A 24,725-nucleotide genomic window follows, 5' to 3' on the forward strand; every position below is an offset into this window, starting at 1 on the left:
TGATAACGGCGCACCGGGTGCACCGCGTAGCAAAAACGAAAAAAAGCCGCCTGATGGCGGCCTTTCTTGAATGGGAGCGAACGGAATCAGGCTTCCGGGCTCACCACGATCTGGACTTCGACCAGCACGTCGTGATGCAGCGCCACTTCGACGCTGTATTCACCGATGGCCTTCAGCGGGCCGTTCGGCAGACGCACTTCAGCCTTGACCACTTCGACGCCATGGCCGGCCTTGATCGCGTCAGCGATGTCGGCGTTGGTCACGGAACCGAACAGACGACCGTCAACGCCGGCCTTCTGCGAGATGGCGATCACGGCACCAGCCAGCTTCTCGGCGCGAACTTGCGCGTCGGCGAAGATCTCGGCCTGCTTCGCTTCCAGCTCGGCGCGGCGGACTTCGAATTCCTTCAGGTTGACTTCCGTCGCGCGCTTGGCCTTGCCTTGCGGGATCAGGAAGTTGCGGGCGTAGCCGTCCTTGACCTTGACGACGTCACCCAGTTGACCCAGGTTGGCCACTTTTTCCAGCAGAATGATTTGCATGATTTGGCGGCTCCCGAATTAATGCTGGTCGGTGTACGGCATCAGAGCCAGGAAGCGAGCGCGCTTGATGGCGGTCGACAGTTGGCGCTGATAGCGGGCTTTGGTACCGGTGATGCGTGCCGGGATGATCTTGCCGTTTTCAGCAACAAAATCCTTCAGCAGATCAACAGCCTTGTAATCGACGACCTTGATGCCTTCGGCAGTAAAGCGGCAGAACTTGCGACGCTTGAACAGTTGGCGTGCCATGTTTAAACCTTTATCAATTCAACGTGTTGCACATGCAGGACCAGGCGGGGATTGCGCAGGCTTTTCGCGGCGAGGAAACCGTCAACGCGGACGGTGTTTCCTTCAAGCTGCGGGGCCGTTTGCGGGGCTTCGGTTCCGACCATCTGCGCACTGATGACACAGTGCACGGCGCGTTCGAAACCACCGGCCTGCTGTTTCGATTCGTGTTCGAGCTCAAACGACAGAACCGGAATGCCGGCCGGGGTGTAGCGCACAGGTTCGACCCGGCGCGCAACGCCCTCAATCCTTACCTGATTTCGCAATTAGGCGGCGGCGACTTCACCAGCATCCGATTGCGGGGCGAGCAGGTTTTTGGCCTTCTCTTCCTTCATCATCGGCGACGGTTCGGTCACGGCTTCATCCATCTTGACGGTCAGGTGACGCAGCACGGCGTCGTTGAACTTGAACGCGTGTTCGATTTCTTCCAGCGCTTCCTTGCCGCACTCGATGTTCATCAGAACATAGTGAGCCTTGTGGATCTTCTGGATCGGGTAAGCCAGTTGACGGCGGCCCCAGTCTTCCAGGCGGTGGATCAGACCTTGCTGGCCCAGAACCATGCCCTTGTAGCGTTCGATCATCGCCGGCACCTGCTCGCTTTGATCAGGATGCACGATGAATACGATTTCGTAATGACGCATGTTGACTCCTTTTGGATGACAGCCTTCCGCCATGCGCTCGCGGGAAGGCAAGGGTTTAAAGGGGGAGGATTATACGGAGAACCGGGGGTGTTGACAAACCCGATTGCGCTGCAGAAAAGCGAAAGGCCGGCGTTTGCCGGCCTCTGCGGGGAGATCCCACCATATGGGCTTGCTGCCGTCAGGAGTTTTCCTGTCGGTACAGTGACACGATCAGCTCGGCCTCGGCGCGGGTCAGGCCGCACTGCCTGGCGACTTCGGCCGCCAGTACGCCCCGGCGCACCAGTTCGATCGCCTGGTTGTAAGGCGAGCCACCGCCAGACCGGCCACGACCCATATTGTCCTCGACCGCTGCACGCCGCAGCGCCTGCAGCTCGGCGGACAGCTGCCGTACCTGCAGCCCGAGTTCCGCCAGTTGCGTCCGCACTGGCGCCAGCTCGTTGCGCGCATCGCGCAGCCGGCGCCGCCAGTCGCGCACCAGCGCGACCAGAACCAGTACACCCACCAGCGTCACGCTGGACAGGGCCAGCCACAACGTCGGCAGCGTGACCTGTGACGCTCCCATGATCCCCTCTTCTTCCCAATGCCTGCGCATTGCAGTCTAGCCAGCGGTGGCGCATCCCGCCATGCCGGCGCGACGGGCGATCAGGTCAGCTGAAATAGGCGCGGTTGATGCGCACCTGCTGACGGCCGCTGGACATCAGTCCATCGATTTCGACCTGGCGCAGCCGCATCAGCGTCTCCAGACGCTGGCTTTGCTGGTAGGCCTCGTTCAGTTGCTGGCGCAACGCTTCCGGCACCGGCACGGCAAGCTGCCAGGCAGCGACCAGTTCCGGCTCGATCTGGTCGCGCCGGGCGATGCAGTCGATCAGCGCGTCCCAGTCGCCGGCGTCGGCCAGCGCCAGGCTCTCGGCGGTCAGGCCGCAGTACGCATCCAGCCGGGCGGCCAGCGTGGGCTCAGACGGCGATGCCACCATTGCGGCCCCCGTTGCTCCCCTTGCTGCGGACATCGCGGCCGATGATTTCCCAGGCGCCGCGAATCTCGTCAAGCTGGCTGATGACTTCGGTCAGCGCAGCCTGGTCATTGCTCAGGCCGGCATCCATCAGGCGCCGCTTCCAGTAGTCGTACAGCGAGGCCAGCTGGCTGGAAATCTGCCCACCGGCCTGGTGGTTCAGCGCCATGTTCAGGCTGCCGATAATGTCGGTCGCCTTGTTCAGTTGCTGGCTCTTGCGGGAGAAGTCCCCACTGGCAATGGACAGTGCCGCCTCGTGCAAGGAATCGATCGCCCCCCGGTACATCAGCTCGACCAGCTCGGCCGGATTGGCGCCCAGCACTTTCGCTTCCAGCGCGTCGGACTGATACGCCTTGACGAACTGCTGCATGTTTCTCGACACAGACACGTTACTTCCTTCCGCTACGGCAATGCCGGCGGAAACCGCCGGCACGTCGCCGTCTAGATCAAAAACCGTATGCTATCAGCTAATGCCCAGCATGCTCTTCATGTTGGCCAGAGACGACTGCATTTTGGTCAGCGAGGCATCCAGCGCGCCGTACTGCGCGCGCAGCCGCGCCTCGGTCTTCACCAGTTGCGCCGACATCAGCTCCTGCTTGCTGCTGTTCGCCTTCACGTTCGCATCGAGCGTGCTCTTGCGGTTGGTCACCAGGCCCTTGTCCGGATCGGTCAGGGTATTGACCGTGCCGGTCACGCCTTCCGCATTGCTGGCAAACGCCGCCTTGACCCCGTCAGCATCCTTGGCCAGCGCCTTGGTGAAGTCGGTCTTGTTGAACACCAGGCTGCCGCCGACACCGAGCTTGATGCCGAGACTGGCCAGCGGCGAATAGTCCGCCGGGCCCGGAGCGGCATTGGTCTTGTCGGTCGGCGCGGACACAGCAGCGTACAACTGATCCTTGACCGAGCGCAGCAGACTGTCGTTGCCGAACGAACCGCTCTTCATCGATGTCAGTTGCGAGACGACGGCATTGTACGAGGTAACGAAATCGTCGACCTTCTTGGCGATCGCATCATCATCGCGCCCCACCGTCACCGATCCAATACCTTCTTTTTGCAGGGTGAAGGTCAGGCCGCCGATCACGCCCGAAACACTGTTGCTCTGACTGACGGCAGAGATGCCGTTGATGGTGAATTCGGCATTTTTCGGTGCCTTGGAGTCAGTCGCGTTCAATGCGGCACTGCCGCCGGTCAGCGAGGCAAAGCTGGTCGTCCCGATTACGCCGTCGATCGCGCCAGTCTTCTGACCGCTGATCACCAACCGTTGCTGGCCGGTCTTGTCGGTAATCGGCATTGCGGTCGCGCCGACACCGGCGCCATTGATTTTCGCCGCCAGCTCGGCCGGGGTCAGCTTGACCTCGCCGGTGCCGAGATTGACGGTCTTGCCATTGACAGTGATGGTCGCCGGGTTCGTGCCTGCGGCACCGAACGTCAGCTTGCCGTCGGTCATCCCCCCCAGGTCGTACACGTCGGCCTGCGCGCTGGCCATCTGCGTCGTCTGGATCGCATAGGTGCCGTTGCTCGCCGTACCGTCGGCCTTGACCGTGATTGCGGTCAGGTCACTGCTGGTTGCCGTGTTTGCATCGAGAAAATCGTAGCTGGACAGTTTCTGCGCAGCCGTCTTCAGGCTGGACAGTGCGGACGTCAGCTTGCCGATATCCGATACCTGCGTGTTGTACTTGCTTGCCTGCGTCTGCAGTTTGGTCAGCGGTTGCCGTTCAACCGACATCAGACCACTGACGATGCTTTCGATATTCAGGCCGGAGCCCGCGCCGGCGGCGGTAATGGAAGCCACGTTATTTCCTCTCGACTAGCCGCATGTCGTGCGATATGAACCGGCCGGACCTCGCCGACCGGACAGCCCGACATACGATCGGACCCGGCACGCCTGCATGATGAATGATGATATCCCGGATCAAGCCTTGTCCGAGAGCAGCAGCCCGCGCAGTTCGTCAAACACTTTGGCGAACTGGACGATCTGCTCATTGGGTATCTGGCGAATCACTTCATTGGTTTCGCGATTGACGACCTTGACCAGACGCATCTTGGTGTCTTCATCGACCGAGAACTCGAGATCGCTCTGCATGAGTTGCATGGTCTGATTGAACTGCTGGACCGACTTCTGCAGCGCATCCGGCTTCTGCTGGTCCTTGGCGCGAGCGGCATCGGCGTCATTGCGCAAACTCTCGGCACCATGAACAGGCGCAACGGCGGTGCTGGTCAGCACGGGCGTCGCGGGCGCATGGCCGGCAAACTGCGGCAATGTGGACGGTTGTCGCGCGTCTGCGACAGCCGGCTGTATGGGTGTTGCCGAGGGGTTGATCTGCATGGATCTCTCCTGACGTCAATAGGCCCCGGACACAGACTGGCTGGCCGGGGCCCCGTTCACGCTACGGGGATCAGATCCCCGTTACCGAAATTACTTCAGCAGGGACAGCGCGGTCTGCGGCAGCTGGTTGGCTTGCGACAGCATGGCGGTACCAGCTTGCTGGATGATCTGGTTACGAGTCATCGTAGCAGTTTCCGAAGCGAAGTCGGCGTCAACGATACGGCTCTTCGAAGCCGAGATGTTTTCAACGTAGTTTTGCAGGTTGCTGACCACGGCGCTGAAGCGGTTTTGCGTGGCACCCAGGTCGGCGCGAGCGTTGGCCAGGGTCTTCAGGTCGTTGTCAAACTTGGTCAGCAGGGCGCGAGCGTTGGTGTTGCTGCTAAGGGTGGCAGCGCTAGCAGCTTGCGAGAAGGCCAGTTTGGCGATGGTCACCTTGATCTGGTCGTTGGCCGAGCTGTTGGCACCTACCTGGAAGTTGAAGCTCTTGGCGGAAGCAGAGCTAAACAAGGTCTGGCCGTTGAATTTGGTGCTGGACACCAGACGCTTGTTTTCCGCGCCCAGGGCATCCATTTCCTTCTTGATTTGTTTCAGGTTAGTTGTCGACACGGTGCTGTTCGACGCTTGTACAGTCAATTCGCGCATACGCTGCGTGTTTTCCTGGATTTGCGACAGCGCGCCTTCAGCGGTTTGCGCCAGCGAGATGCCGTCGTTCGCGTTACGGATAGCCTGGTTGCTACCGCGAACTTGCGAATCCATGCCCGAAGCGATGGCCAGACCGGCGGCATCGTCCTTGGCGCTGTTGACGCGCAGGCCCGACGACAGGCGTTGCAGCGAGGTAGCCAGTGCGCTGCCCGAGGTGGTCAGGTTACGTTGCGCATTCAGCGACGAAATATTGGTGTTGACGTAGATTGCCATGATGATCTCCAAGCAGGCGACGGTTGTTCGGTGGGTTGGGTGCCGGTACTTCCTTCCGGGTCACAAGCTTTATCGGAGCCAGTTGCGTTGGCTTTAGGGGTCTTTTGCAAATTTTCTAGTTGGGCATCAAATTTGATTGCAACAGGCCGATAGAGTGACGGAACATTCGATCGGCACTGTCAGCCGAATCCGCCATAGAATGCCTTCCGGGTGAGACCATCTATATAGGTTTTACGCGCACACTCCACTCCTGACCGAGAACATGATGTCCAACTGCAAGACCCCCGCCCCGACAATTTCCGATCTCGCCATCCTGAAAACGACCGCCGACCTGGCCGAACAGGGCCAGCTCCCTGAAGCAGAGGCCTTGCTGCACGAGCAACTGGCACAGGACCCGGCCGACCCGGTGGCCTTGCTCGGGCTGGGGCAACTGGCGGCGCATGCCGGACTGGTGGATGACGCGCACGTGATTCTGGAAGCCGCACTGATGGAAACCCGTGCCCGCTGGCCGGATCAGGGCAATGCGCCGCTGCAGGCGGAAATCCAGCGCAGCATCGCCCGCACCCATGACAGTACCGGCCAGATCTACCGTGGCGTGTCGCACTGGCTGGACAGCCTGGTCTGCGAAGACACGGCGGAAGCCCGCGAAGCGCTGGCGCGCGCGCGCCAGGTCGACGACTCGAACAAGACCACGCTGTTCAAGGACATTCAGGCACCGGCCGGTCTGCTGGAGCAGGCCGGGCGGGTGTGTGGCGAAGAGCTGGCCCGCCAGCCGGACGATGCCGAAGCCAGTTTCCAGCTCGGCAACGTCAAGCTGCTGCAGAAAAAATACGATGAGGCGCTGCCGCTGCTCGAACGTGCCAGCCAGCGCCTGAGCGAACGCGCCGATGTGTTCTACAGTCTGGCGCTGACGGCCATGGGTCTCGGCAAGACCGAGGCTGCCCGCACCGCCCTGCTGCGCAGTCATGAGCTGGCGCCCAGTCTGGACACCTGCCTGGAACTCGGCATGTACTATGCCGCCCGTGGCGAACACGCCGAGGCCATCGACATGCTGCGTCTTGGTGCCCAGGACCATCCGGACGGTGCCGCCCTGCTCGCCGGTCTGCTGTCACGCGAACGCCGCTATGACGAAGCAATCGCAGTGGCACAGTACATCTGCGACAAGTTCCCGACCTCGGCGCGCTGCTGGGTGCTGCTCGGCCGCGCGCATTACACCGCCGGCGATCCCGAGCAGGCAATGTATGCCCTGATGTTCGCCATCCACCTGGCACCGGACGATGACGATATCCATACCGACCTCGGTTCGCTGCTGAGCAAGCTCAACGCCCATACCATGGCCGAAGTCGCCTACCGGCGCGCCATGGCACTGAATCCGGAAAACCTGTGGGGCTATACCTCGCTGATCGCCTGCCTGTCGCAGCAGCAGAAGTACGATCAGGCGCACGATGTTTTCGATCAGGCCGAAAGCAAGTGGCCGGACAACCCCGAGCTGTACCTTAACGTGTCGGTGGTCGAGTGCGAACAGGGCGATATCGAGAAGGCGTTCAGCTCGGTCCACCATGCCATCGAACAGAAGCTGATCGAACTGGCCGAATTGCCGCCGGAGCAGATGTTCGAGGAGAAGAAGGAACAGTACATGGTCGTCCATGACGCCCATGTCGCCCTGCTGGCCGCCCACGAGACCCTGACCCGGGCCGGGGTGCCGTTCTTCCTGATCGGCGGCACGCTGCTCGGCATCATCCGCGACGGCGACCTGCTGCCGTTCGACAAGGACATGGACTTCGGCCTGTGGTCGGACGTGTCGCGCGAAGCCATTGTCGGCGCCTTCAACGACGATCCGGACTTCATGGTGCCGGACACCATGCTCGCCCCGAACGCCTGGGTGTCCGCGCTGCACCACAAGCCGACCGACATCATCATCGACATGTTCTTCTTCCACCGCGACGGCGACAGTTGCCTGGAGGGCTTCGACCGGGGAGCCATGAAGCTGCGCTGGCGCTACCGCGGTTTCGAACTGAAGCCGCTGCCCTTCCTCGGTGTCGAGTTCCTGGCACCGGAATCGCCGGAACGCTTCTTCGAAGACATCTACGGCAGTGAATGGCGGATTCCGGACCCGGGCTTCGATGCCGTGGTCGCCGGCTACTGTCTGACACCGGAATCGAAGGACCTGTGCAGCTTCTATGGCTACGAGCGGCTGTTCTCGGCATTGCGTTCGCGGCGCTGGGCCAAAACGCTGTCCTACGCGAAGCAGATCCGCAAATGGGGCCCCCATCCGATTCTGGACCAGGTCGAAGCCTTTATCCGCGAACGGGATCTGGCATGAAAACGGTCCTGACCTACGGCACCTTCGATCTGTTCCATATCGGTCACCTGCGCCTGCTGGAACGCCTGAGTTCGCTCGGCGACCGGCTAGTGGTCGGGGTGTCGACCGACGAGTTCAACGCGACCAAGGGCAAGGCCACCTTCATTCCCTACGCGGAACGCGCCGAGATTGTCGCCAATATCCGCTGCGTGCACAGCGTGATCCCGGAAAACGACTGGGCGCAAAAGCGCCACGACATTGTCCGGCTGAAGGCTGACGTGCTCGGCATGGGGGACGACTGGGTCGGCAAGTTCGACGAGTTGAAGGACGCGTGCGAGGTCATCTACCTGCCGCGCACCGCCGGCATTTCCAGCACCACGATCAAGGACACGCTGAAGGCAGTCGACAGGGACAACCTGCTCAAGATCAAGGATGCGCTGGGACTGCTGGAAAGCATTGTCAGGAATTTCGAGTAACCCTGCGCAAGATACCGTCCCGCACTGGGAAGTACGCAAAATATCAAATCCAAGGTAGCGCTATGCAGTTGAATGTTCTGGAGTATCTGGAAGAGGGAGCCCTCAAGCACTCGCCTGACCGGATTGCGGTCATTGATAATGCGCGAGAGTATACATTCCGTGAGCTTGAGCAACGGGCCAAGAGCTGCGCATGTCAGATCATGAAAGCAGCAGACCAGATCGGGCGTCCCATTGCGGTATTCCTGCCCAAAGGGGCCGGCACGATCATTGCCAATTTGGGCATACTCTACAGTGGCCATTGCTATACCAATCTCGACAGCAAGTCTCCGGTTCAACGACTGGAGAAATTGCTGGCCAATCTTGATCCGGTATTGATCATCACGGATGCCAGCATGGCGGCGGCCCTGCTGGCCATAGGCATCGACAGACAGAAGCTGATTTTCATTGATGAAATATTGACGTCTGCCCCGCAGCATGATGCAGAACAGCTAGCAGCCCGGCGTCATGCCGTCATTGATACGGATCCGGTTTGCATCATCAATACATCGGGATCAACAGGCACGCCAAAAAGTGTCGTGATGCACCATCGCAGCATCATTGACTTCATCGACTGGTGCCTGACGCGTTTTGAATTCAGCTCATCCGATGTTATCGGGAGCCTCTCTCCGTTTTATTTCGACATTTACTCCCTGGAACTCTACGTTAGCCTGGCTCGGGGTTGCACCATCGCCATCATCCCGGAGCATTTGGCCGCATTCCCGGCCAAGCTGGCACAATTTCTGGAAGACCAGCAAACTACATTCTTGTTCTGGGTACCCACCATCATGGTGACCATGGCAAACATGAATTTGCTGGAAAATCGGAATCTGAGCTGCCTGCGTCGCATATTTTTTGCCGGAGAGGTTTTCCCGACAAAGCATTTGAATTACTGGCGAAAAAAACTGGTCAACGCTGAGTTCGTGAATCTTTATGGCCCGATTGAAATCACGGTCGATTGCACGTATTTTGTTATTGATCGTGACTTTTCCGACGACGAGTCAATCCCTATCGGGTTGCCTTGCCGGAACTCCGACATCCTGATTATCAAGGAAAACGACACGCTCGCCTCGGGCAGCGAGCAGGGTGAGCTTTGTGTGCGTGGCAGCTCTCTCGCGCTTGGCTATTACAACAACCCGGAACAGACGGCAAGGGCTTTCACGCAAAACCCGTTAAACCCGCATTATCCGGAGCGGATTTATCGAACCGGTGACCTGGTTTATAAAAACGAGCATGGCGAGATCATGTTTGCGGGTCGCAAGGACTACCAGATAAAGCATCTGGGCTACCGCATCGAGCTTGCAGAAACAGAATCTGCAGCACTCGCCATTACAGAAATAAAAAATGGTTGTGTGCTATACAATGCGCCCAAAAAAGAGATTACTCTGTTTTTTGAATCTGACATTGCGCTCTCCCCGGCTCAAATCCGTACCAAACTTGTAGCACGTCTGCCCAAGTACATGATACCGACCGCATTCCATCAACTCGGTGCACTGCCAATGAATCCAAACGGAAAAATTGATAGAAAAAAACTGGCTGACTCGTACTTTGGTGAATGATGAAACTACTGACTACCCCGCAGGAGGTTCAGCTGATTATCAGTGAGGGCAAGCGGTCGGCTACTCACTACATAACGAATTTTTTCCCATCACGGGAAAAGCTGGACATGTGGCTGAAAAACGAAGAACTCTTTGAAGCTTCGCGGGGAGCTGCTGCTCTCATTCTGAGAAAAAGCGACGATTTCTTCCATGTCCATTTTTCAGCCGGTGCGCCGGCCGAGCTACAGGCAGCGTTGCAGGACTTGCCGGCAGAAAATCTCCTGGTGTGCGACCTTGTTGGATCCAGCGAGGCCACCGCAGAACTGGTCAGTGTCTTTGAGCAGGCAGGTTTTTATAAATACAGAAACCTGCGGCGATTAGTACGGGTAAACAGCAGGTCAACACCATCCATCAGAGACAAGACCGTTGCTGTCGCTCGCGAGGATGAGGCGAATGCTGTTCATGCTATTTTGCAGCATGCATTTGACCGACATAGCGAGCAAATCCCCGCTTTTGATGAATTGCAGGCAGCAGCACGACAAGGGGAGATTTTTGTTGTTCGAAAGAACAATGACCTCGCCGGTTTTCTTTATTTTCAGCAACAAGGTGTGACGGCAAGTGTTCGCTACTGGTTTGTGGACGAAAGATACAGAAATGAAGGCATCGGTTCAAAATTGATGCATGCATTTTTTGATCACACTGCCACGGCCAAAAGAATTTTACTATGGGTTGTCGAGGACAATGAAAATGCAATTGCCAAATATGAACACTACGGCTTTGCCCCCGACAATCTGATTGATCAAGTCATGCGCAAGGATGCGGCCAAATGAAAAATCGGATTATTGAAATTCTCATTAATATCAGACCCGAATCTGACTTTACCCAATCGACCGATTTCATTTCAGATGGCTTGCTGGATTCGTTTGACATGATCATGCTGGTTTCAGCCCTTGATAAAACCTTTGGCATCTCCATTGATGGTGCAGATATCGTGCCAGAGAATTTTTCCCAAACGGAAGCCATTGAAGCCTTGCTGATCAGAAGCGGGGCCATTTAATGGACTTCAAATATCACGACAAGACCTGCTCAGGCCTGCTGCTCGTTCTTCCCGCGAACGAGCGGACTTTTGTCGATGACATGAAGCAGTTCAACTTCCCTGAGTCGCGCTCCATGAAACTCAAGGAAGTCATGGGCTATGATCGTCACCGTGTGGTGGATGACAATACTTGCGCATCTGATCTTGCCGTGTTTGGCCTTGAGCACCTGTTCAGCAATGGCCTGCTGGGCAAGGAAGATTTCGATGCCATGATCGTCGTGACCCAGTCGCCCGACTACCTCATGCCATCGACCAGCAGCGTTATTCAAGGCCGCCTGAAACTCAAGCAGGATCTTTTTTGTCTGGATATCTGCCAGGGATGCGCCGGATTCCTTGTCGGCTTGATGCAGGCCTTCATGATGCTGGAGCAAGACAGCATCCGCCGCGTCGTGCTGATAAATGTTGATGTTCTCAGCAGAAAAGTCTCTCCAAAGGACCGTAATAGCTACCCGCTTGTTGGCGATGCTGCCTCTATTACCCTCGTGGAGAGAGGGGGGCAACAAGATATTTTCGCCAATCTGAAAATGGATGGCACCGGCCGCGAGGCACTAATGATTCCTGCAGGTGGATTCAGGCTTCCGTCATCCAGTGAAACAGCAGCACTGGAAGATGTCGGCGACAACAATCTTCGTGCCAAAGATCATTTGCGGATGGATGGTAGTGCTGTTTTCAATTTTGTGCAGGTAGAAGTCCCCCCAATGATTGAATCGTTGCTGACTTCAGCCCAGGTGTCGCATGATGACATCGACTATTACGCATTCCACCAACCCAATCGCTTCATGCTGGAAAAATTGGCACACAAGATTGGCATCCCGTTTGATAAAATGCCAAGCAATATTGTGGAAAATTTTGGCAATAGCAGCGGCGTGACCATTCCTGCCGTACTGGCTCACAACCTCAAGAACGAACTGCTGAATGGTCAGCTTCGCCTTTGCCTGGCAGGCTTTGGTGTCGGGCTGACATGGGCCTCAATGTACATGCGCATGGGCAACCTTCGCTTCTGCGACACGATTGATTACCGATAAGAAAGATCAAGATGAACACACTTTATGCAAAATTGGCTGAAATTCTTGAAGTCGGCATTGAGGAAGTCAGCGCAGATGCCGTTCTGCGTGATTTCGAGCTGTGGGACTCGCTGACGGTGCTTAGCATTCTGGCCATGCTTGACCAGGATTACCATGTCAATATTCTGGCCACGGATCTGGTGCCCGTCATTACGGTCGGAGATCTGGCTGCGCTGGTGCAGAGTCGAGCCAAATAATGGCAAGGGGTGAAGGGGATTTCTGCCTTGTTACCGGGGCTTCATCCGGTATAGGGCGAGCCCTGGCAGTGCGCCTGTCAGAGGAACGCAGGCTCATTCTCCATGGCCGCAATGTCGCCCAGCTGGAAGAAACGCGGCAGCTTTGTCATGGTGACGACCATTTGATCTGGGCCCATGACCTCAGTCATGCAGATGATCTGGGCCAGAGCCTTGCCGATTTTCTGGCAGAAAACCAGATCGCGGCAGACAGCTTTGTTCACTGTGCAGGCATCGTGAAAATCTTGCCAGCCCGCAGCCTGACCCATGCTGCAGCCCAGGAAATAATGACAGTCAATTTCACGTCGGCCATGGAAATAACAGGTGTGCTGACCAGGAAAAAAGTCAATCAGGGAAAGCTCAGAAACATATTGTTTGTTTCCAGTATATGGAGCCAGTTCGGCGCAAGAGGCTACACGCTTTATTGTGCCAGCAAGGGCGCGCTGGATTCAGCGATGCGGGCGCTCGCCGTTGAATTGGCGCCTGCGGTCCGGGTCAATTCCATGGTACTGGGGGCGATTGAAACGCCACTGGCAAAAATGGCATTTTCCGACCCCCAAATCATGGCCAATCTGGCCCAGCAATATCCGCTAGGCAGCGGAAAGCCGGAAGACCCCGCCGCCGCCGCCGCCTTCCTGCTTTCCGATCAGGCTCGCTGGATCACAGGGCAGCAAATTGTAGTGGATGGCGGCCGCACTGCAAATATGTCTTTGAAGTAATTATTTTAATATGTTCTGGAATAAATGAATGAAAAGCCAAAGATTATTCAACAGTAATGGCTGCTGGCTAACCCGAGGCGACCTGCTGGAAGCGCTAAAAGCAGTCGGAGCCAATGACTGCAAGATTCTTTATATGCATTCCGCATTGTCATTCGGCACACCCAACCCGGAATTGAAACGTTCGGCGCTCCTGCAGGCACTGTATGAAACCCTGCAAGAACTTGGCGTCGAAACATTGTGCGTGCCCACGTTCACATTCAGCTTCTGCAATGGCGATGTCTATGATGTCGAGAAAACGCGCTCGCACATGGGCGCCCTCAACGAATACATTCGCCAGCGCCCAGAAGCCATTCGCTCCGTCGATCCCTTGATGTCGGTGGCGATGGTAGGACGCGATCGGGATCTGGTAGAAAATCTCGGCCACGACTCTGTCGGCAAGAACTCCACATTCGACAGATTGAGCAACAAGGATGGCGTCAAATTTCTTTTCCTTGGCGTAGATCTGGGCGACTGCTTCACCTATATGCACTATCTGGAATGGCTTGCACAGGTTCCATACCGCTACCAGCGGAATTTTAACGGCACCATTATCGAGAACGGCACATCTATCGAAGATACTTATTCGCTATTTGTACGTTATAACAATGTGACGGCTAACGAGGCAAGCTATACATACGGTCGAATGTTGACATCCAGGGGCTTGCAACGAACGGTGCCATTCGGCGACACCACGATTGGTTGTGTCAGCGAGCCGGATGCAAAGCAGCTTTACCTGGCGCTGCTGAAAGACAATCCGGATTATTTCATTCACGAATGTTTTTCGGAAATTGTTCCTGACCCGACATTTGTCCCCCGGAAGATGGTGGCACTCTGATCATGAAAATCGAGCTTATCGACATCGATTCAAAGGTTCTGGGCAGAAATGTCCTCTCCCTGCAGGACCTTGTCGTCGATGACAATTTTGCCGCAGAAGAAGCTGCTTACCAGGCTCAATTCCAGCCGATCTACGTTTCTTGCCGGGTGGGAATGGAGAATTTGCCGCTTATTCATTTACTGGAAAGAAACGGGTTCAATTTTGTCGAGTGCCAGATAAAATCCAGCATCAGATTCACGCGGCAGCATGACGTTTCTCGGTTTCCTTATCAATACCAGCGCGTCACAAGCGAGGAGATGTTGTCCTCTGTTCTGGATATTGCAGGCAAGACGATTACCCATGACCGGTACACAACGGACGTCAATATGGCCCCGGGTGTATCAGGCACCCGCTATCGCGAGTATGTACTGAAATCCTTCAACAGTGCCAGTGAAGAAGTCTGGCGCCTGTATGATCCGGTATCGGGCACCACGCTCGCCTTCAGGACCCACTGCCATACGGCCCCCGGTGAAGTACGCCTGCTACTTGGTGGCGTTCACCCTGATTACAAAACGCTTGGCCTTGGCGTCATCTCGTCTTACTACTGTTTCAATCAGATGCTGGCCGATGGTATCCGCCGTGCAACGACACATATCTCTGCCATCAATTACGCAGTGTTCAATCTGGAGATTGGAAAGTTAGGATTTCGGGTGCTGGAAACCTATGCAGTGATGAGGAAATTGTACCAGTAGTTTTTGATTGACAGATATCGCAACCCTAGCCAGATCAATGATGAGTGGTCATTAAAATGAATAATGCAAAAATTGAGTTTAACCGTCCTTACATGACAGGCAAGGAATTTGAGTATATCACTCAGGCCAAGCTCAACAATGCATTATCAGGGGATGGGCCGTTCACCAAGCGATGCCATCATTGGATCGAAGAGAATACGGGCTGCAAGAAAGCGCTATTGACCCACTCTTGCACGGCGGCACTGGAGATGGCAGCACTGCTGCTGGACATCTGCCCCGGAGATGAAGTCATCATGCCCTCTTACACCTTTGTGTCCACAGCCAATGCATTTGTGCTTCGGGGTGGCGTTCCCGTTTTTGTTGACATCCGGCCTGACACTCAAAATCTGGATGAAAATCTGATTGAAGATGCCATCACGCCAAAAACCCGGGCCATTGTTGTGGTTCATTATGCCGGGGTTGCTTGTGAGATGGACCGCATCATGGAAATTGCGCGTACTCACAATCTGAAAGTGGTGGAAGATGCCGCACAAGGATTGATGGCGACCTATAAAGGGAAAGCCCTGGGCAGCATCGGTGATTTTGGCGCATACAGCTTTCACGAAACGAAAAATGTCATTTCAGGAGAAGGTGGCGCTTTACTGCTAAATGATAGCGCCACGGTCCTTCGCGCGGAAACCATCCGTGAAAAAGGAACGGATCGCAGTCAATTTTTCAGAGGTGAGGTAGACAAATATACCTGGCAGGAAGTCGGCTCCTCCTTCCTGCCTGGTGAGCTTGTTGCCGCTTTTCTGCTGGCACAACTTGAAGAAGCCCATGCCATCACGGATCATCGGCTTGCCATCTGGGATCGTTACCATGCCGCATTTGAGCACCTTGAATCAAAGGGCAGACTGCGCAGACCTTGCATCCCGGAATCTTGCCAGCACAACGCCCACATGTATTACATATTGCTTGCCCCTGAAATCGACCGGCAGGGCGTTATCGCACAGTTAAAGCAGCACAGCATTCACTCGGTTTTCCATTATGTTCCCTTGCACAATTCGCCGGCAGGCAAGCGCTACGGCAAGGTTCATGGAACGCTGGCCGTTACTGACAGCAATTCGGAATGCCTTCTGCGATTGCCTCTGTGGGTGGGGCTCAGTGAAGCACAGCAAGAGGTTATTGTGGACGTATTGACTAGCGCGATAAGCTGATCAATTCAGAAAATTACGCGCAATCATTTCAGTCAGGAAAATAATGAGCACCTTCAAGAACGATATTGAGTACATGTTGTCCCTTGCTCACAGGGACAATATTGACGCGATCAAGTCTTTATTTTTTACCATCATATCCAGCCCCAATGAGTTTTCACTGGATGAAATGGCAAAAATATATTACACAACTTATCGCATATGGTTTTCTCTGAGTCAGGAAAACAGCTTTGATGATCAAAAAATATTGATGTACAAAGCTTATGAAACACTATTTATCCGGAGTGAACGGCTAGCCTGCAGCGATGCGCCGCCTCCATGCAGGGCTGCAGAAAAGAATACGGCTGATATTGTTGTACTCACGGGCCAGTTCCTTGACTCCCAGCATGCCCCGACCATTGCGGCATTGACTCACTGCATCTATCTGAAAAAACTCGGCTTCAACCCCATCATTATAAATTGCGACACTTATTGCATCCCCGACCCTTTTTTCTCCGGGCTTTTTTACGCCACTAATATCCCGCAATTTTCAAATGCCGGGATTGATATAAACCTGCACACCGGAATGGGCTTCACACTGCAGGAAAATGGCAGTCAGACAAGCCAGGTCATATTTGAAGATAACCAGTTCGAATTCTACCAACTGGCAGGAAGTCTGGAAGAGAAAATCAGCAACTTCAACGGAATTTTCCAGGACATAATCGCTCAGAATGTTGATATCATTTCTGTTGGTGATGCCAATATATTCGCCGACCTGCTGGCAAGAACCAACAAATGCATTGTTTATCACACCTCAGTAGAAACACCTGTTGCCTCTGTCCGTGCCCCGGCCATTTTCCCCAAAAAACTGAACAACAATGAGCACGCACTGCTGGAGAAGCTTGGTGTAACAGACAATGTCATCGAAGTTGAAATTCCTCTATTTCATCACATGAAGAATGCCAACCGCAGCAATAATCTTGACATGCGGGAAGACGAAATTGTTTTTGCCATTGTTGGACGGCGTTTGGCGCGAGAGGTCAACAAAAACTTCATCCTGCTGATGCGGAAGATAAAAAACACCATCAGCAATGCCCGTTTTGTTTTTGCGGGCGAAGCACTGGATGAGAATATATTGAACTATGCTGACGAGCATGCCCTGCTCGACTGCATGACACAGATCGGCTTTGTACCAGACACCGCAGAGATGTACCGCTCGGCTCACTTTTATGTCAATCCTTCGCGGCGAGGTGGCGGCTCGTCTGCGTTTGAAGCGCTCTATCAGGGCGTCCCTGTCATTACCTACTGCTATGGGGACGTCCACAGCATTGTTGGCTCTGATTTTTCATTTGAAAGCGATGAAGATATCCTGGCCTATCTGAGTACCTGCATCAATGACCAAGGGTTTTACCTGCAACAAAAGAAACTGGCCAAAAAAATAGCGGCAGAAAAAGATGGCAGCAATGACGCGTACAGAAAATTCCTCACCGAGATTGGAATTCCTTCTTTGGCCTGATCCAGTCCTTGTCTGCCGCACAAGAAAAACCCCGGTCAGCAACTGCTGACCGGGGTTTTTCATTGACTGCAGATTACTGGTATTCGCTCATCGGCGGGCAGCTGCACACCAGGTTGCGGTCACCATACACATCGTCGATACGGTTCACGAACGGCCAGAACTTGTTCTCTGCCACATACGGCAGCGGGAACAGGCCCTGTTCGCGCGGGTACGGGCGCGTCCATTCGCCGGTCACGTCGGCAATGCTGTGCGGCGCATGCTTCAGCGGATTGTCGTCACGCGGCCATTCGCCATCGCCGACCTTGCGGATTTCCTCGCGGATCGCCAGCAGCGCGTCGATAAAGCGTTCCAGCTCGGCGCGCGATTCGCTTTCGGTCGGCTCGATCATGATGGTGCCGGCCACCGGGAAGCTCATGGTCGGCGCGTGGAAACCGTAGTCCATCAGCCGCTTGGCGACGTCGACTTCGGTGATGCCGGTTTCCGCCTTCAGCGGACGCAGGTCGACGATGCACTCGTGGGCGACACGGCCGTTCGCATCGCGGTACAGGATCGGGTAGGCCCCTTCCAGCCGCTTGGCGACATAGTTCGCGCTCAGCAGGGCAACCTGGGTGGCGCGACGCAGGCCGGCGCCCCCCATCATGCGGATGTACATCCAGCTGATCGGCAGGATCGAGGCGCTGCCGAACGGCGCGGCCGACACGGCACTCTGGCCTTCCGAGCCATTGGCGATCGGCGTCACCGCATGGTTCGGCGCGAACGGCGCCAGATGCGCCTTCATGCCGATCGGGCCCACGCCCGGGCCGCCGCCGCCGTGCGGGATGCAGAAGGTCTTGTGCAGGTTCATGTGCGACACGTCGGCGCCGATATCGGCCGGACGCACCAGACCGACCAGGGCATTCAGGTTGGCACCGTCGAAATAGACCTGACCGCCGTGCGCATGCACGGTGTCGATAATGTCGCGGATCGCCGCCTCGAACACGCCGTGAGTCGACGGGTAGGTCAGCATCAGGCAGGCCAGCGTGTCGCGGTACTGCTCGGCCTTGGCCTTCAGATCGGCAACGTCGATATTGCCGTTGTCGTCGCAGGCGACCGGTACCACTTCCATGCCCATCATCTGCGCGCTGGCCGGGTTGGTGCCGTGGGCCGAGGTCGGGATCAGGCAGATCCTGCGCGCCTGTTGACCCTTGCTGTCCAGATAGCGGCGGATGCACAGCAGACCGGCATATTCACCCTGGGCACCGGAGTTCGGCTGCAGGCTGATGGCGTCGAAACCGGTTATGGCCTTCAGCTGTTCGGACAGGCCGTCGACCAGCTCCAGATAGCCCTGAACCTGTTCGCGCGGGGCGAACGGGTGCACGCCACCGAAGGCCGGCCAGGTGATCGGCGTCATTTCGCTGGCGGCGTTCAGCTTCATGGTGCAGCTGCCGAGCGGGATCATGGCGTGATCGAGTGCCAGGTCGCGGTTCTGCAGTTTCTTCAGGTAACGCATCATTTCGGTTTCGCTGTGATGCGAATTGAAGACCGGATGCGTCAGATAGGCCGACTCGCGCTTCAGCGCGGCCGGGAACTGGTCGGCGACGCGGGCGTCCAGTGCGGCCACATCGACCGTCTTGCCGGTAATGAAGCGCACCAGTTCGACCACATCGGCGCCGGTGGCGACTTCGTGGAAGGCGACGGCAACGGTGCCGGCATCGACACGGCGCAGGTTGTAACCGGCGGCACGCGCGGTGGCGAGCACCGATTCGGTGGCGGCGCCGGTCTGCACGCGCACGGTGTCGAAGAAGGTCTGGCTGGCGACATGGCCGCCGCTGGCGCGCACGCCATCGGCGAACAGGCAGGCCAGGCGGTGCACGCGCGCGGCGATGCGCTTGATGCCGGCCGGGCCGTGATAGGTGGCGAAGAAGCCGGCCATATTGGCCAGCAGCACCTGCGAGGTGCAGATGTTCGAATTGGCTTTCTCGCGACGGATATGCTGTTCGCGGGTCTGCAGTGCCATGCGCAGGGCGCGCTTGCCCTTGGCGTCGATCGACACGCCGATCAGGCGCCCCGGGGTCGAACGCTTGTGTGCGTCGCGGCTGGCGAAATAGGCAGCATGCGGGCCGCCAAAACCCATCGGAATGCCGAAGCGCTGGGTGGTGCCGACGGCGATGTCGGCCCCCATTTCGCCCGGCGACTTCAGCAGCGCCAGCGCCAGAATGTCGGCCGCCACGGTGACGATGGCGCCCTTCTGCTGCGCCGCCGCGATATAGGCGCTCAGGTCGCTGACTTCACCGTCAGCGCCCGGGTACTGGAACAGCGCGCCGAACAGCTCATGATTGACCGCTTCTTCCGGATGACCGCTGACCAGCTCGAAGCCGAATTCGGCCGCACGCGTCTTCAGCACATCGAAGGTCTGCGGCAGCACCTGGCTGTCGACAAAGAACACCTGCCCGCGTGCCTTCGACACCCGGCGCGCCATCGCCATCGCTTCGGCGGCGGCCGTGGCTTCGTCGAGCAGCGAGGCATTGGCCAGTTCCAGCCCGGTCATGTCGATGACCATCTGCTGGAAGTTCAGCAGCGCTTCCAGCCGGCCCTGGGCGATTTCGGCCTGGTACGGCGTATAGGCGGTGTACCAGCCGGGGTTTTCCGTCACATTGCGCAGAATCACGTTCGGCGTCAGCGTCGGGTGGTAGCCGAGCCCGATAAAGGACCTGGCCAGGACATTCTTGCCGGCGATGCCGGCCAGCTCGGCGAGGGCGACATGCTCGGGGATGGCGCCGGGCAGCGGCAGCGGATCGGCGCGCAGGATGTCGGCCGGCACGGTCTGGGTAGTCAGCTGGTCCAGCGAATCGAGGCCGAGGACGGCGAGCATGGCGCTCACGTCAGCATCGCTCGGGCCGATATGCCGCGCGACAAAGGCGTCGGTGTGTTCGAGTTGTTGCAGCGTAGTCATGGCGGAAACAGTACGTTCGTGGTCGGGGCAATCGTGCGGGCAACGTGCAACGGGCCGTGCAACAGCACGGCCCGCCAGGCGTTTTAGCCCACTTCCTTCGCGTAAGCGTCGGCGTCGAGCAGCGCGTCGACGTCGGCGGCATTGGCCGGCTTCATCTTGAAGAACCAGCCTTCGCCATACGGGTCGGTGTTGGCGGTGTCCGGCGCGCTTTCCAGCGCGGCGTTCACTTCGATCACTTCACCGGCCAGCGGGCTGTACACATCGCTGGCGGCCTTGACCGACTCGACCACGCCGGCGCCGGCGCCATCGGCCAGCACGCTGCCGACGGCCGGCAGCTCAACGTAGACGATGTCGCCCAGCAGTTCCTGTGCGTGATGGGTGATGCCGATGGTCACGGTGCCGTCGGCTTCGCGACGGATCCACTCGTGACTGGCAACGTACTTCAGATCGGCGGGGATGTGGCTCATGGATAACTCCGTTAGATTCGATTTTCGACCGGCGGGTACTGCCCGCCCGCCATACTGACAAAAAAGGGGGCGCCGTGACAGCAGTCACGGCAGAGACAGCAAAACGGCGCCGTCACCGGCACCGTTTCCGTTTATTCGCAGACTTTCTTGCCGTTGCGGACGAACGGCATTTTCACCACCCGGGCCGGCACGCGCTGGCCACGGATATCGACCGCCACCGTGGCACCGGTCGCGGCCGGCACGCGGGCAATCGCAATCGACTGCTTCAGCGTCGGCGAGAAGGTCCCGCTGGTGATCACGCCCTCGCCGAGGCCGTCGACCAGCACGGTCATGCCTTCGCGCAGCACGCCACGGCCCTCGAGCATCAGGCCGACCTGCTTCAGCTTCGGGCCGGCGGCCTTCAGCGCCTCGACCGGCTTGCGGCCGACAAAGTCGCGCGCCGGGTCTTTCAGGTCCAGCGTCCAGCCCATGCCGGCTTCGAGCGGACTGACGTTGTCGTCCATGTCGTGGCCATACAGGTTCATGCCGGCTTCGAGACGCAGGGTGTCGCGAGCGCCAAGACCGGTCGGCTGCACGCCGGCTGCCAGCAGATCGCGCCACAGGCCGGCGGCTTCGGCCGCCGGCAGGATGATTTCCAGTCCGTCTTCGCCGGTATAACCGGTACGGGCGATAAACCAGCCATCCGCGCCATTGTTGAACGGCAGGCCCTGGAACACGCTCAGCGCGCGGACCCGCTCGGCCATGGCCGGCTGAGCGGCACAGAAGCGGTCGATGGCGGTCGGGCCCTGGACGGCGAGCATCGCCAGGTCCGGGCGTTCGGTCAACGTGGCGGCATAGCCTTCGATCTGGCGGCGCATCCACGCCAGATCCTTGTCGTGGGTGCCGGCGTTGACGACCACGCGGTAGCCCCAGTCGGTCAGATAGACGATCAGGTCGTCAATCACACCGCCGGCTTCGTTCAGCATGCCGGCGTACAGCGCCTTGCCGACCGGCGCGAGTTTGTCGATGTCGTTGGCGATCAGGTGACGCAGGTAGTCGCGCGCGCCCTCTCCGGTCAGGTCAACCACGGTCATGTGCGATACGTCGAACATGCCGGCATCCTGGCGGACGATCTCGTGCTCCTTGAGCTGCGAGCCGTAATGGATGGGCATGTCCCAGCCGGCGAACGGAACCATTTTGGCGCCGGCTTCGATATGCAGGGCGTGGAACGGGGTGGTGAGGAGCGATGCGGTCATGTCGGGCCAATATCAAAGGGGCAATGGACGATTGACACCCCTCTGTCCCGGCACCTGAGATTTTCCGGCGGGGCGAACCGTTTTCAGGTCCGGCGTCCCGTCGTTAGCCCCTTCGGTGTGCGCCGTGCTGGCGGCGCCGCTCTCCAGAGTGATTGGCACAATGCAGCCGTGCCGTGCATGCAGTCCATTTGCCTGAGCGATTGTGCGGGTGCGCTTGCGCCTTCGGCGGTGGTCGTGTTTCCACGCCACACTCTCCTGCATGCCCGCGCATTATCGGGCCGGTCCGGTCGCGATGCAACCGTCTCAGTGCGCGGCGGCGATCTGCTCGAAAAAGTGCTGCATGGCGGCCTGCTGCTGCGCGTATTGCCACGGTCCGAGCTGGCTGGCCAGCGCCAGCGCCCGGGCCTCGGACCCGGCCTGATCGGCAACCGAATCACGTATTGCCTCGGCCCAGCGTGTGCTGTCGGCAGCCGGCAGGATGCGCTGCTGCCATTCAGGGGTAGCCGGCAGCAGCTCGGACGCGCCGACATGGTCGCCAAGCAGCACCGGCGTACCGCAGGCCATCGCCTCCAGCGCCACCAGACCGAACTCCTCGATATGGGCCGGCAGCACGAACAGGTCCAGCGCCGGATACAGCATGGCCACATTGTCCATGACCGGCGAGTGGATGACCCGGTTGCCGATGCCGAGCCGCTCCGCCTGCTGGCGGTAGCTGTCGAAGCGGTCCTTGCCGACCACCAGGAAGCGCCAGTCCCGGTCCGGCGCCAGCGCCACCAGTTTCGCCGCTGCGTCGATAAAGCCGGCAACATTGCGCTTGCTGAAGTCACCGGACGTCACCAGCCCGACCAGAGTGGCCGACGGATCGACGCCGACTGCCGCACGCCCGGCCAGACGCCGGGCCGCGCGATCATCGGTGTTGAACTGCCCCGCGTCATAACCGGGGTGGAATACCCGGACCTTGTCGGCGGGGATGCCGTAGCGACGGATGACCTCGTCGCCCATCATCCGCGAATTGACGCCGATAACGTCGAACGCCTGCGCCGACAGGATGCGGTCGTGCAGCAGCGCAACCTCGTGCCCGGCCGGCAGCGGCTTGCCGTGAATCTTCTGCGAGGCCAGATGCACGCAGTTGTGCAGGAACAGTACGTTCGGGGTTTCGGCATCGCCATGACTGATCAGCAGGTCGGGGTGATGACGGCGGCACCATGCCTGCACGCGCCGATTGAACCACTGGCGGCGAAAGGCACCGCGCAGCGGCCAGCGCCAGAGGCGAACCAGTTCGCAATCGCGCTCGGCCACCAGCGCCTCGTTGGCGCGTTCGGCCAGCAGGGTCACCCGGTAGCCCGCCTGTCGCAGCAGCGCCGCCTGTGAAAAGGCAACCCGGCTGGCGCCGGTGTTCTTCTCCAGCTGGCGAATGGCGATGACGGCGTGTCTGGCGGACATGGTGTGACCCGGTAAAGAGTGGAATGCGGCGGTGATTCTAGCACCCGGGAAACAAAAACCGCGCCAGCAGGCGCGGTAAAGAGGTCAGCCAGGATAGGCCGGAAGGTACTTAGTAATACTCGATGCCGTCGATCTCGGTCGTCACGATGGTGCCGGCCTGACCCTCGACGATCTTCTCGATGTCCTCAAGCGCACCGATAACCGCGCGCTTGCCGGTCATCGTGGCGAACTCGGCGGCGGCTTCGACCTTCGGCCCCATCGAGCCGGCCGCAAAGCCGAGCTTGATCAGCGCGTCCGGGTTCGCACGCTTGATCGCCTTCTGGTCCGGCTTGCCCCAGTTGATGAACACGGCCTTCACGTCGGTTGCGACCACAAAGTAATCGGCCTCGACTTCACGCGCCAGCAGCGACGATGCCAGGTCCTTGTCGATCACCGCTTCGACGCCTTCCAGTTTCTTGCCGCCTTCGTCGTACATGGTCGGAATGCCGCCACCACCGGCCGCGATCACCACCACACCCTTTTCAATCAGCCACTTGATCGGGCGCATTTCGAAAATGCGCTTCGGTTTCGGGCTCGGCACCACGCGACGGAAGTATTCGCCATCGGCCTTGACCGTCCAGCCATTCGCGGCGGCGACCTTGTCCGCTTCTTCCTTCGAGTACACCGGGCCGACGAACTTGGTCGGGTTGGCGAAGGCCGGGTCTTTCGGATCGACCTCGGTCATGGTCAGGATGGTGGCCAGCGGCACTTCGAACGGCAGTTCGTTGCCCAGCTCCTGTTCCATCATGTAGCCGATCATGCCTTCGGTCTGGGCACCGAGCACATCGAGCGGATACGGCGTGACCTTGTCGTCGACGTGACGGGCATAGGCCTCGTTCTGCAGCCCGAGCAGGCCGACCTGCGGCCCGTTGCCGTGGGCCAGGACGAGCTCGTGGTGCTTGGCGACCTGCGCCAGTTGCTTGGCGGCGACTCTGACGTTCTTCCGCTGGTTGTCGGCGGTCATTACCTCACCGCGGCGTTGCAGGGCGTTACCGCCCAGTGCGACCACAACTCTGCTCATGTCCAACTCCTTTGTCGAAGGGCAACGATGCCCACCTGTCCGTCACCGCACCGGCTGGTGCGGGAAAGGCTTGCGGAAACCGGCCCGTCGGCGGTTGTCTGCCATACCCTGAACGCAT

The 24,725-nt window shown here is 58.3% G+C and carries 27 protein-coding genes and 2 riboswitches; of the genes, 12 read left to right on the plus strand and 15 right to left on the minus strand.

The features are described 5' to 3' along the window. Positions 1-86: 86 nt before the first annotated feature. From rplI to Q352_RS0101985, 10 genes are all read right to left on the minus strand, one after another. Positions 87-539, minus strand: a complete 453-nt coding sequence (rplI, locus tag Q352_RS0101940; RefSeq protein ID WP_028497872.1) for a 50S ribosomal protein L9 — start codon at positions 537-539, stop codon at positions 87-89. Between the two features lie 18 nt (positions 540-557). Further along, positions 558-785 carry a 30S ribosomal protein S18 gene (gene rpsR / locus Q352_RS0101945; protein WP_028497873.1) on the minus strand — a complete coding sequence of 76 codons (228 nt, stop codon included), beginning with the start codon at positions 783-785 and terminating at the stop codon, positions 558-560. Between the two features lie 2 nt (positions 786-787). Next, on the minus strand, positions 788-1,087 hold the full coding sequence (gene priB, locus Q352_RS0101950) for a primosomal replication protein N (protein WP_028497874.1): 300 nt from the start codon (positions 1,085-1,087) through the stop codon (positions 788-790). Continuing rightward, positions 1,088-1,462: a 30S ribosomal protein S6 gene (gene rpsF, locus Q352_RS0101955; RefSeq protein ID WP_028497875.1), complete on the minus strand. Its 375-nt coding sequence runs from the start codon at positions 1,460-1,462 to the stop codon at positions 1,088-1,090. It lies immediately after the preceding gene. 178 nt (positions 1,463-1,640) lie between these two features. Further along, entirely contained in the window at positions 1,641-2,024 is a 384-nt protein-coding gene (locus Q352_RS0101960; RefSeq protein WP_028497876.1) for a DUF2802 domain-containing protein, read from the minus strand. Positions 2,025-2,109: 85 nt separating this feature from the next. Then, positions 2,110-2,433: a flagellar protein FliT gene (locus Q352_RS0101965; RefSeq protein WP_169735625.1), complete on the minus strand. Its 324-nt coding sequence runs from the start codon at positions 2,431-2,433 to the stop codon at positions 2,110-2,112. After that, positions 2,417-2,860: a flagellar export chaperone FliS gene (gene fliS / locus Q352_RS0101970; protein ID WP_146744992.1), complete on the minus strand. Its 444-nt coding sequence runs from the start codon at positions 2,858-2,860 to the stop codon at positions 2,417-2,419. Before fliS ends, Q352_RS0101965 begins: the two co-directional genes overlap by 17 nt. A 75-nt stretch (positions 2,861-2,935) precedes the next feature. Then, complete coding sequence (gene fliD, locus Q352_RS0101975) at positions 2,936-4,264, minus strand: flagellar filament capping protein FliD (RefSeq protein WP_028497879.1); 1,329 nt, start codon at positions 4,262-4,264, stop codon at positions 2,936-2,938. A gap of 120 nt (positions 4,265-4,384) precedes the next feature. Next, positions 4,385-4,798, minus strand: a complete 414-nt coding sequence (locus Q352_RS19500) for a flagellar protein FlaG (protein WP_084299760.1) — start codon at positions 4,796-4,798, stop codon at positions 4,385-4,387. A 90-nt stretch (positions 4,799-4,888) separates the two neighbouring features. Further along, the gene (locus tag Q352_RS0101985; protein WP_028497880.1) at positions 4,889-5,713 is read right to left on the minus strand and encodes a flagellin N-terminal helical domain-containing protein; all 825 of its coding nucleotides are present in this window, start codon (positions 5,711-5,713) and stop codon (positions 4,889-4,891) included. 262 nt (positions 5,714-5,975) lie between these two features. On the opposite strand from Q352_RS0101985, the gene Q352_RS0101990 reads away from it, so the two are divergent. The 12 genes from Q352_RS0101990 to Q352_RS0102045 all read left to right on the plus strand — a co-directional run bounded on the left by Q352_RS0101990 (position 5,976) and on the right by Q352_RS0102045 (position 17,470). Next, positions 5,976-8,036 carry a tetratricopeptide repeat protein gene (locus Q352_RS0101990; protein ID WP_028497881.1) on the plus strand — a complete coding sequence of 687 codons (2,061 nt, stop codon included), beginning with the start codon at positions 5,976-5,978 and terminating at the stop codon, positions 8,034-8,036. Then, a complete protein-coding gene (locus tag Q352_RS0101995; protein ID WP_028497882.1) occupies positions 8,033-8,491 on the plus strand; it encodes an adenylyltransferase/cytidyltransferase family protein in 459 nt (152 codons plus the stop codon). Before Q352_RS0101990 ends, Q352_RS0101995 begins: the two co-directional genes overlap by 4 nt. Before the next feature lie 62 nt (positions 8,492-8,553). Continuing rightward, on the plus strand, positions 8,554-10,086 hold the full coding sequence (locus tag Q352_RS0102000) for an amino acid adenylation domain-containing protein (RefSeq protein ID WP_028497883.1): 1,533 nt from the start codon (positions 8,554-8,556) through the stop codon (positions 10,084-10,086). Next, positions 10,083-10,895 carry a GNAT family N-acetyltransferase gene (locus Q352_RS0102005; protein WP_028497884.1) on the plus strand — a complete coding sequence of 271 codons (813 nt, stop codon included), beginning with the start codon at positions 10,083-10,085 and terminating at the stop codon, positions 10,893-10,895. Before Q352_RS0102000 ends, Q352_RS0102005 begins: the two co-directional genes overlap by 4 nt. After that, complete coding sequence (locus tag Q352_RS0102010; RefSeq protein ID WP_028497885.1) at positions 10,892-11,122, plus strand: acyl carrier protein; 231 nt, start codon at positions 10,892-10,894, stop codon at positions 11,120-11,122. Before Q352_RS0102005 ends, Q352_RS0102010 begins: the two co-directional genes overlap by 4 nt. Further along, entirely contained in the window at positions 11,122-12,186 is a 1,065-nt protein-coding gene (locus Q352_RS0102015) for a 3-oxoacyl-ACP synthase III family protein (protein WP_028497886.1), read from the plus strand. Before Q352_RS0102010 ends, Q352_RS0102015 begins: the two co-directional genes overlap by 1 nt. An 11-nt stretch (positions 12,187-12,197) precedes the next feature. Beyond that, complete coding sequence (locus Q352_RS0102020) at positions 12,198-12,422, plus strand: acyl carrier protein (protein WP_028497887.1); 225 nt, start codon at positions 12,198-12,200, stop codon at positions 12,420-12,422. Continuing rightward, positions 12,422-13,177 carry an SDR family NAD(P)-dependent oxidoreductase gene (locus tag Q352_RS22605; protein WP_028497888.1) on the plus strand — a complete coding sequence of 252 codons (756 nt, stop codon included), beginning with the start codon at positions 12,422-12,424 and terminating at the stop codon, positions 13,175-13,177. The genes Q352_RS0102020 and Q352_RS22605 overlap by 1 nt, the downstream gene beginning before the upstream one ends. A 28-nt stretch (positions 13,178-13,205) precedes the next feature. Beyond that, positions 13,206-14,051, plus strand: a complete 846-nt coding sequence (locus tag Q352_RS0102030; protein ID WP_028497889.1) for an AAC(3) family N-acetyltransferase — start codon at positions 13,206-13,208, stop codon at positions 14,049-14,051. Positions 14,052-14,053: 2 nt separating this feature from the next. Next, a complete protein-coding gene (locus tag Q352_RS0102035) occupies positions 14,054-14,782 on the plus strand; it encodes a hypothetical protein (protein WP_028497890.1) in 729 nt (242 codons plus the stop codon). Positions 14,783-14,838: 56 nt separating this feature from the next. After that, positions 14,839-15,978 (plus strand): dTDP-4-amino-4,6-dideoxygalactose transaminase, encoded by a 1,140-nt coding sequence (rffA, locus tag Q352_RS0102040; RefSeq protein WP_028497891.1) that lies wholly within the window; start codon positions 14,839-14,841, stop codon positions 15,976-15,978. Between the two features lie 43 nt (positions 15,979-16,021). Beyond that, entirely contained in the window at positions 16,022-17,470 is a 1,449-nt protein-coding gene (locus Q352_RS0102045; RefSeq protein WP_028497892.1) for a glycosyltransferase, read from the plus strand. 73 nt (positions 17,471-17,543) lie between these two features. Here Q352_RS0102045 and gcvP read toward each other — a convergent pair whose 3' ends face one another. The 5 genes from gcvP to arcC form a co-directional block, all read right to left on the minus strand. Further along, positions 17,544-20,402 carry an aminomethyl-transferring glycine dehydrogenase gene (gene gcvP / locus Q352_RS0102050; RefSeq protein ID WP_028497893.1) on the minus strand — a complete coding sequence of 953 codons (2,859 nt, stop codon included), beginning with the start codon at positions 20,400-20,402 and terminating at the stop codon, positions 17,544-17,546. A gap of 83 nt (positions 20,403-20,485) precedes the next feature. Then, the gene (gene gcvH / locus Q352_RS0102055) at positions 20,486-20,869 is read right to left on the minus strand and encodes a glycine cleavage system protein GcvH (protein ID WP_028497894.1); all 384 of its coding nucleotides are present in this window, start codon (positions 20,867-20,869) and stop codon (positions 20,486-20,488) included. A 131-nt stretch (positions 20,870-21,000) separates the two neighbouring features. Further along, positions 21,001-22,104 carry a glycine cleavage system aminomethyltransferase GcvT gene (gene gcvT / locus Q352_RS0102060; RefSeq protein ID WP_028497895.1) on the minus strand — a complete coding sequence of 368 codons (1,104 nt, stop codon included), beginning with the start codon at positions 22,102-22,104 and terminating at the stop codon, positions 21,001-21,003. A gap of 32 nt (positions 22,105-22,136) precedes the next feature. Beyond that, positions 22,137-22,261, minus strand: a riboswitch (glycine riboswitch). Between the two features lie 13 nt (positions 22,262-22,274). After that, positions 22,275-22,372: riboswitch (glycine riboswitch) on the minus strand. 35 nt (positions 22,373-22,407) lie between these two features. After that, the gene (locus Q352_RS0102065) at positions 22,408-23,547 is read right to left on the minus strand and encodes a glycosyltransferase family 4 protein (protein WP_028497896.1); all 1,140 of its coding nucleotides are present in this window, start codon (positions 23,545-23,547) and stop codon (positions 22,408-22,410) included. Between the two features lie 109 nt (positions 23,548-23,656). Further along, positions 23,657-24,607, minus strand: a complete 951-nt coding sequence (gene arcC / locus Q352_RS0102070; RefSeq protein ID WP_036385049.1) for a carbamate kinase — start codon at positions 24,605-24,607, stop codon at positions 23,657-23,659. Positions 24,608-24,725 lie beyond the last annotated feature (118 nt).

This window comes from Microvirgula aerodenitrificans DSM 15089, from assembly GCF_000620105.1.
In the GTDB taxonomy this organism is placed as follows: Bacteria; Pseudomonadota; Gammaproteobacteria; order Burkholderiales; family Aquaspirillaceae; genus Microvirgula; species Microvirgula aerodenitrificans.

Coding starts and splice junctions, on each gene's coding strand:
- Q352_RS0102010 (WP_028497885.1), top strand. CDS start 10,892: ATGAAAAATCGGATTATTGAAATTCTCATTAATATCAGACCCGAATCT.
- rffA (WP_028497891.1), top strand. CDS start 14,839: ATGAATAATGCAAAAATTGAGTTTAACCGTCCTTACATGACAGGCAAG.
- Q352_RS0102005 (WP_028497884.1), top strand. CDS start 10,083: ATGATGAAACTACTGACTACCCCGCAGGAGGTTCAGCTGATTATCAGT.
- Q352_RS0102030 (WP_028497889.1), top strand. CDS start 13,206: ATGAAAAGCCAAAGATTATTCAACAGTAATGGCTGCTGGCTAACCCGA.
- gcvP (WP_028497893.1), bottom strand. CDS start 20,402: ATGACTACGCTGCAACAACTCGAACACACCGACGCCTTTGTCGCGCGG.
- Q352_RS0101995 (WP_028497882.1), top strand. CDS start 8,033: ATGAAAACGGTCCTGACCTACGGCACCTTCGATCTGTTCCATATCGGT.
- Q352_RS0102015 (WP_028497886.1), top strand. CDS start 11,122: ATGGACTTCAAATATCACGACAAGACCTGCTCAGGCCTGCTGCTCGTT.
- rplI (WP_028497872.1), bottom strand. CDS start 539: ATGCAAATCATTCTGCTGGAAAAAGTGGCCAACCTGGGTCAACTGGGT.
- Q352_RS0102045 (WP_028497892.1), top strand. CDS start 16,022: ATGAGCACCTTCAAGAACGATATTGAGTACATGTTGTCCCTTGCTCAC.
- Q352_RS0102020 (WP_028497887.1), top strand. CDS start 12,198: ATGAACACACTTTATGCAAAATTGGCTGAAATTCTTGAAGTCGGCATT.
- gcvH (WP_028497894.1), bottom strand. CDS start 20,869: ATGAGCCACATCCCCGCCGATCTGAAGTACGTTGCCAGTCACGAGTGG.
- arcC (WP_036385049.1), bottom strand. CDS start 24,607: ATGAGCAGAGTTGTGGTCGCACTGGGCGGTAACGCCCTGCAACGCCGC.
- Q352_RS0102035 (WP_028497890.1), top strand. CDS start 14,054: ATGAAAATCGAGCTTATCGACATCGATTCAAAGGTTCTGGGCAGAAAT.
- rpsR (WP_028497873.1), bottom strand. CDS start 785: ATGGCACGCCAACTGTTCAAGCGTCGCAAGTTCTGCCGCTTTACTGCC.
- Q352_RS0102000 (WP_028497883.1), top strand. CDS start 8,554: ATGCAGTTGAATGTTCTGGAGTATCTGGAAGAGGGAGCCCTCAAGCAC.
- Q352_RS0101985 (WP_028497880.1), bottom strand. CDS start 5,713: ATGGCAATCTACGTCAACACCAATATTTCGTCGCTGAATGCGCAACGT.
- Q352_RS22605 (WP_028497888.1), top strand. CDS start 12,422: ATGGCAAGGGGTGAAGGGGATTTCTGCCTTGTTACCGGGGCTTCATCC.
- Q352_RS19500 (WP_084299760.1), bottom strand. CDS start 4,798: ATGCAGATCAACCCCTCGGCAACACCCATACAGCCGGCTGTCGCAGAC.
- rpsF (WP_028497875.1), bottom strand. CDS start 1,462: ATGCGTCATTACGAAATCGTATTCATCGTGCATCCTGATCAAAGCGAG.
- Q352_RS0102065 (WP_028497896.1), bottom strand. CDS start 23,547: ATGTCCGCCAGACACGCCGTCATCGCCATTCGCCAGCTGGAGAAGAAC.
- gcvT (WP_028497895.1), bottom strand. CDS start 22,104: ATGACCGCATCGCTCCTCACCACCCCGTTCCACGCCCTGCATATCGAA.
- Q352_RS0101990 (WP_028497881.1), top strand. CDS start 5,976: ATGATGTCCAACTGCAAGACCCCCGCCCCGACAATTTCCGATCTCGCC.
- Q352_RS0101960 (WP_028497876.1), bottom strand. CDS start 2,024: ATGGGAGCGTCACAGGTCACGCTGCCGACGTTGTGGCTGGCCCTGTCC.